This is a genomic window from Nonomuraea sp. NPDC003201 (assembly GCF_053590415.1).
Map to the genome: position 1 here is coordinate 1,273 of NZ_JBSFTC010000420.1, position 6,450 is coordinate 7,722.

Consider the following 6,450-nt stretch of genomic DNA (forward strand, 5'->3'; position numbering starts at 1 on the left):
ATGCGGTACGCCACGGCCATGGAGAGGTCGCGGTCACCGTCTCCGACGTCGGCCCCGGGCTGGCCATCGAGGTGGGCGATCATGGGACGGGCGTGGCCGAGGGCGTCGATCCGTTCGTCCGGTCCAGCGGCGACAGCCACGGCATCGGCCTCGCCCTGGCCCGTTCGCTGGCCGAGGCCGAAGGCGGCAGGCTGGTGCTCAGCCGGGCCAGACCGCCGCTGTTCAGCCTGCTGCTGCCCGGCCACGGCAGGTGATGGTCATGGCTCGTAGCGGTAGCCGCGACCCCGTACCGTGACGATCCGCTCCATCCCCTCGCCGTGCTCGGCCAGCTTGCGGCGCAGCGCGAACACGTGCACGTCCAAGGTCTTGGTCGGGCCGAACCAGTTCTCGTCCCACACCTCGTCCATGAGCTGCTCGCGCGTCACCACCTCGCCCGCCCGGCTGACCAGCGCCGCCAGCAGATCGAACTCCTTGGGCCGCAGCGCCACCTCCGCCTCCCCGACGTAGGCGCGGCGGGCGGGCAGGTCGAGCCGCAGCCGCCCGGCGGTCAGCAGCCGTTCCCCCTGGGCCGGTCCGCGCCGCCGCAGGTGGGCGCGGATCCTGGCCATCAGCTCGGTCAGCCGGAACGGCTTGGTCAGGTAGTCGTCGGCACCCGCGTCGAGTGCCACCACGACCTCGAACTCCTGGGTACGGGCCGTGAGCACGACGATCACCGTGTCCGGCACTCTTGCCCGGAGCCGCCGGCACAGGGCCACCCCGTCCACGTCGGGCAGCCCCAGATCCAGCAGGACGAGATCGGGCTGGTGCCGCTCCGCCGCCCGTAGCGCCTCGGCCCCGTCCGCGGCCGGCTCCGCCTGGTAACCCTGGGCGGCCAGCGCCTCGGCCAGCTCGGACCGGATGACCAGGTCGTCCTCCACGACCAGCACGCACGTCATGCGCCCGATGGTACGGGCTACGCCGTCAAGGGCGGTCGAGCTGCGCGGGCGGCCCCCGGATCGGTTCTCCGGGGGCCGCGATGGCAGACGACGCCAGGGGCCTATGCCGTCGGAATTTCGCGCACGAGCCTGGAAGACCAGGGGCACCAGACATAGCCGGGCAGGAACGCCCCGCCGGCCTCGTCCAGGTGATCCTCGACGTAGGGGATGGTCGCGTCGCAGACCTCGATCGCGAAGTCGAAGAAGTCGACCGTCTCGGGCCGCAGCTGGTAGCTCCAGGCGGGGTTGTAGGGAGCGGGGCGCGGCGCGATGCGTCCGATGATGTGCGGCCTGTCCGTGGTGTCGCCGCTGAGCAGGTCGCGGGCGTGCTGGATCTTGTCGGGGTCGGTGATTTCGACGATGAACCGTGACTGGGTGAAGTCGGTGAACTCGAAGTAGGCCCGGGCCGCTGCCTGGGCGGGCACGGGGGCGGCGAAGCCGAGCGTCGCGATGGCGGCGATAGCCGAGACGGTCTTGGTCAGGATGCTGCGCATGGAGACCCTTTCACCTCGTACGATTACCGTGAGTAGCTTGTCCATGCGCTAAGTAATCACAGGAGGGTAAGAGCGGTCCCCTGCCGTCACAGTGATAACGCTGTCACCGCGTGCAACGGCCCCAATCGCCGTCACCGCGGCGCTCACCCCCGGCCTGCGCCTGTCGAACGGGAAACCGCGCCGCCGACCGGCTCACCATGGCGCCGAGATCATCGAGACTGGCACCGAGTCATGAAACTCGGAAAGCCAGGCGGAGGTCTCGTGCGAAGAGTGATCGCGTGCCTGTCCCTGATGGTGCTCCTCTCCTCCTGCGGTGGGGTCTCTCCGACCGGCGGGTCCGATGCGTTCGAGAGGCGTGCTCGTGAGGTGGCGGAGCGCTGGCAGGGGTCGGCCGACGACCGCGCCTGGCGCAGGGGGTTCGTCGCGCTGGAGGTGCTGAATCCGCAGGGATGGAACCATGTGCGCCGAATCCCGGCCTGGGTGAACAGAAGCTCGCACAACGGCGCCTGGCGGTTGGCCACCAGGCTGCCCACCGGCTCCCCGGCCCGCGCCGAGGTGCGATGGCCGGACGGCGAGGTCTCGCAGGTGCCGCTCGTCACGGCGGAGCGGGCGTACGCGGAGTTCAGCAAACCGGCCGGGCTCATCGAAGAGGAGTGTCCGGCCAAGGGATGCCGCCTCCTCCGGGTGACCGGGGCCAGGCTGGGCAAGGTCCCGCTGGAGACCAGCCGCGGCGCGGTCCAGGTGCCCGCCTGGATGTTCACCGTCGAGGGAGTCGAGCAGAAGAAGGTCCACGTGGCGGTCGACCCCTCGGCCGTCACCGCCCGGCCCGAGCGGGTGCAGGGGGGGCGTCGAAGAGGTGACGGCGTTCGACCTCGTCGCCGGCAAGCCAAGAGAGCTGCTGCTCCGTTACGGGTACGGCGCCTGCGACACCGTTCGCGGGGCACGCGCCTACGAGACCGGACAGCTGGTGGTGGTCGATGTGGACGAGGAGGGCTCCGGCTCGGGCAAGCCCTGCCCGGCGATGCTCAAGACGGCCACGACCACCGTCACGCTCGCCCGGCCGCTGGGCGACCGTCTCGTGCTCGACTCCGGCACGGGGCTGCCGGTGCTGCGGCGCGCCCACGACTCGTAGGGCTCTGACGTGCGGTTATGTCCCGATCTGCTGGGTAGCCCGGCCCGAAGGGCACACCCCACAGCGGAGGGTGCGGAGATGGCGCGTTGTCTGGTCACCGGGGCGACCGGCTACATCGGCGGCCGGCTGGCCCCCGAACTGCTCGCGGCAGGTCACGAGGTCCGCTGCATGGCACGGTCCCCGGAGAGGCTGCGGGACCTGCCGTGGGTGGCGCGGACGTCGGTCGTCAAGGCGGACGCCACCGATCCCGGACAGACCCGGGAGGCCCTGGACGGCATCGAGGTGGCCTACTACCTGATCCACACGATGGGCGGGGCCGGGCAGTTCGCCGAGAACGACCGCAGGGCTGCCGAGACGTTCGCGGCGGCGGCCGAGCAGGCGGGGGTACGTCGCATCGTCTACCTCGGCGGGCTCGTCCCCAGCGAGCGGCTTTCCCCTCATCTGCGGTCCAGGGCGGAGGTGGGCGAGATCTTCCTGCGGGCAGGCGTGCCGGCGGTGGTGCTGCGGGCCGCGGTCATCATCGGCTCCGGTTCGGCGTCGTTCGAGATGCTGCGATACCTGACCGAACGGTTGCCGGTCATGACGACGCCCCGCTGGGTGCACACCCGTACGCAACCCATCGCCGTACGGGACGTGCTGCGTTACCTCACCGCCTGGGCGAGCGTGCCCGACGAGGTCAACCGTGCCTTCGACATCGGCGGCCCGGACGTGCTGACCTACGCCGACATGATGCACGGGTACGCGTCCGTGGCCGGTCTGCCCCACCGCGCGATCATTCCCGTGAGGGTGCTCACCCCGAGGCTGTCGAGCCTTTGGGTGGGCCTGGTCACCCCGGTCCCGTCGGGGATCGCGCGGCCGCTGGTCGAGTCGCTGCGCAATGAGGGGATCTGCGGCGAGCACGACATCGCCCGCTACGTGACCGACCCCGAGGAGGGGTTGATCGGCTTCCGCGAGGCCGTCTCACTGGCGCTCAAGAAGATCAAGGAGGCGGACGTCGCCACTAGCTGGTCCTCGGCCTCCACGCCCGGCGCCCCGAGCGACCCGCTGCCGACCGATCCCGACTGGGCGGGCGGCAGCCTCTACATCGACTGCCGCAGCCTCCGGGTGGACGCGGACCCGGAGGCGTTGTGGCAGGTCATCGAGGGTATCGGCGGTCACAACGGCTGGTACTCCCTTCCGGTCGCCTGGCACCTACGCGGCCTGCTGGACAGACTCTTCGGCGGCGTCGGGCTGCGCCGCGGGCGGCGTGACGCGTACCGGCTGAGGACGGGGGACACGCTCGACTTCTGGCGGGTGGAAGAGGTGCTGCCCGGTCGCCTGCTGCGGTTGCGCGCCGAGATGCGGCTACCGGGCCTGGCCTGGCTGGAACTGAGCGTCTCCCGCTCCGGTGGTGACACCTTCTACCGGCAGCGGGCGATCTTCCATCCGCACGGCCTGCTCGGGCACCTCTACTGGTGGGCGATCAGCCCGTTCCACGGCCTGATCTTCGGGCGCATGCCCGTCAACGTGGCGGCGGCCGCCGCCCGGCGAAAGGCCGTGCCCGCGTAAGACCCCGTCGCATGGGTCGCTTACCTTCCTTGAGAGGTCGGGGTCGTGCAGGTGACGCCGGTGGGGGCGGTCGTGCCGTCGCCGTTGGCGGTGAAGCCGAAGGTCGTCGTTCCGTTGGCGGCGATGGTGCCGTTGTAGGGGGTGTTCCTGACGGTGACCGCGCCGGTGGTGCCGGTGTTCACGCCGTTCCAGAGGCTGGTGATGGTCTGGCCACCGGCCAGCGTCAGCCGCACGGTCCAGCCGTCGATCGCGGACGGCCCGTTGTTGGTGACGGTCACCTCGCTCTGGAAGCCGGTGCCCCAGTCGTTGACCAGCCGGTACGTCGCCGTGCACCCGCCCGGTTGCCCGCTCGGCGTGGGCGTGGGCGTGGGCGACGACGTGGTGCCGCCGCTGACCCGGTAGACGACGGTGCCGTGCGAGGGCACGGCGGCCGTGATGGTGCCGGTGCTGGTGCTGACGGTGTTCGTCCACGCGTCGCGCAGGGTGAACGAATCGCCCGCCAGGCCGATCGCGGACGCGGTGGTGCTGATCGTGGTCGTGCTGCCGCCCTGGTTGAACAGGGCGACCGCGACGTCGCCGTTGCCGAGCCTCTTGGCCAGCACGCGCCGGGTCCCGTCGTTGCTGACCTGGCGGGCCTGCAGGCCGAGCGGGTCCTGGTTGATGGCGATCAGGTTCTGGTTCTTCAGGATGGTCGTCGTCGCCGGGTCCATGGCGCGCAGGTCGTTCCCGGCGATGAGGGGTGAGGCCATGATCGCCCAGAGAGCGAAGTGGCTGCGCATCTCGGTGTCGGTCATGCCGCCCCGGCCGATCTCCATCATGTCGGGGTCGTTGAACGCGCCCGGCTTGGCGTAGGACGCGAGTGGGACGGTGACGTCGACGATGTTCTGGATGCCCATCGGGTACCCGTTCGTCTGGCCGGTGTTCCACTTGTTGGTGATGTCCTCGGTCGTCCGCCACATATTTGCGACATCGCCCCAGTTGCGTTGCGGCCCGGTCTTGGCGTGGATGCTGTTCGGGTTGATGCTGTAGACGATCGGCCGGCCCGTCGCCGCCAGTGCGTCGCGCATCTTCGCGAACGTGCGGACCTGGTCGTCGATGGTGCCGTTGGGCGAGCACCAGTCGTACTTCAGGTAGTCCACGCCCCAGGCGGCGAACTGCTTGGCGTCCTGGACCTCGTGCCCCTGGCTTCCGGTCGCGCCCGGGTAGCCGCCGAAGTACTGGGCGCAGGTCTTGTCCACGGGCACCTGGTAGATGCCGAACTTCAGCCCTTTGGCGTGCAGGTAGTCGCCGAGGGCCTTCATCCCGCCGGGGAAGCGCGACGGGTTGCCCCGCAGGTTCCCCGCGGAGTCGCGGGCGGGGTCGAACCAGCAGTCGTCGACCACGACGTACTTGTAGCCGAGGTCACGCAGGCCGGAGTTGACGATCGCGTCGGCCATCTGCTTGATCAGCGTCTCGTTGATGTTGCAGCCGAAGGTGTTCCAGCTGTTCCAGCCCATGGGGGGTGTGCGGGCGACCCCGTTGTCCAGGGCGCCGGCCTGGTCCTCCAGGGCGATCAGGCCGCCTATGAGAATGCCGGCGGCGAGAAGCGTTCTCACCTTGCGCAAGGGCCCTCCTAAAGGCCGGCCGGCCTCGGTGACGTGGTGTCGGCCGGCCCGGATGAACGAGAGGTCAGGGGCTGGTGCAGGTGGCGGTGGGGGTGGCCGCGGTGCCGTTGGCGGTGAAGCCGAAGGTGGTGGAGCCGCCCGCGGCGATGGAGCCGTTGTAGGGGGCGTTGCGGACCGTCACGGCGGAGCCGGAGCCGCTCTGCGTGCCGTTCCACAGGCTGCTGATGCTCTGCCCGCCGGGCCAGGTCCACTTCACGGTCCAGCCGTCGACCGGCGCGCTGCCCGCCCGGACCGTCACCGTCGACTGGAACCCGCCGTCCCAGCTGTTGACCGTCTCGATCGTGGCCGAACACGCCCCCGGGACGGGAGTCGGGGTGGGGGTCGGTGTCGGCGTGGGTGTCGGGCCGCTTTGGAACTGGGTGAAGAACTTCCACACCTCTGCCGGGACCCAGGTCCTGGAGCCGCTGTCGCCGCCGGCCCCGTCCTGGGGTGCGGCGATGTGGCCTTCGTCGAACGCGGCCCACACGACAGGATGCCCGGCCGAGCATCCGGAGTAGGTGGTGACCCGGTGCGTCAGGCTGCCCTGTGCCGGCTCGGGTGGGTTCTGGGCGGTGCAGCCGTTGTTCCGGACGAACCGGTCACGCAGGGATCGCCCGCCGGAGATGTTGAGCACGTTGTCCCTGATGCCGTGGATCCCC

The 6,450-nt window shown here is 70.4% G+C and carries 7 protein-coding genes; 3 read left to right on the top strand and 4 right to left on the bottom strand.

Translation table 11 applies throughout. The annotated features are described in order from the left end of the window. The coding region (locus ACWDX9_RS56355) for an ATP-binding protein (RefSeq protein WP_449971130.1) at positions 1-254 on the top strand (254 nt) is incomplete at its 5' end. A 3-nt stretch (positions 255-257) separates the two neighbouring features. Here the strand turns inward: ACWDX9_RS56355 and ACWDX9_RS56360 are convergent. Beyond that, the gene (locus tag ACWDX9_RS56360; protein ID WP_449971133.1) at positions 258-935 is read right to left on the bottom strand and encodes a response regulator transcription factor; all 678 of its coding nucleotides are present in this window, start codon (positions 933-935) and stop codon (positions 258-260) included. A gap of 101 nt (positions 936-1,036) precedes the next feature. Then, positions 1,037-1,468: a BP74-related protein gene (locus tag ACWDX9_RS56365; RefSeq protein WP_449971135.1), complete on the bottom strand. Its 432-nt coding sequence runs from the start codon at positions 1,466-1,468 to the stop codon at positions 1,037-1,039. An 856-nt stretch (positions 1,469-2,324) separates the two neighbouring features. Here ACWDX9_RS56365 and ACWDX9_RS56370 point away from each other — a divergent pair. Next, positions 2,325-2,600: a hypothetical protein gene (locus ACWDX9_RS56370; protein ID WP_449971138.1), complete on the top strand. Its 276-nt coding sequence runs from the start codon at positions 2,325-2,327 to the stop codon at positions 2,598-2,600. Between the two features lie 78 nt (positions 2,601-2,678). Further along, entirely contained in the window at positions 2,679-4,148 is a 1,470-nt protein-coding gene (locus ACWDX9_RS56375) for an SDR family oxidoreductase (protein ID WP_449971141.1), read from the top strand. Between the two features lie 20 nt (positions 4,149-4,168). On the opposite strand, the gene ACWDX9_RS56380 is transcribed toward ACWDX9_RS56375, so the two are convergent. Beyond that, positions 4,169-5,743 carry a cellulose binding domain-containing protein gene (locus tag ACWDX9_RS56380; RefSeq protein WP_449971144.1) on the bottom strand — a complete coding sequence of 525 codons (1,575 nt, stop codon included), beginning with the start codon at positions 5,741-5,743 and terminating at the stop codon, positions 4,169-4,171. A gap of 73 nt (positions 5,744-5,816) precedes the next feature. Further along, on the bottom strand, positions 5,817-6,450 hold a 634-nt coding region (locus ACWDX9_RS56385), incomplete at its 5' end, for a cellulose binding domain-containing protein (protein WP_449971147.1).

Coding starts and splice junctions, on each gene's coding strand:
- ACWDX9_RS56360 (WP_449971133.1), bottom strand. CDS start 935: ATGACGTGCGTGCTGGTCGTGGAGGACGACCTGGTCATCCGGTCCGAG.
- ACWDX9_RS56375 (WP_449971141.1), top strand. CDS start 2,679: ATGGCGCGTTGTCTGGTCACCGGGGCGACCGGCTACATCGGCGGCCGG.
- ACWDX9_RS56365 (WP_449971135.1), bottom strand. CDS start 1,468: ATGCGCAGCATCCTGACCAAGACCGTCTCGGCTATCGCCGCCATCGCG.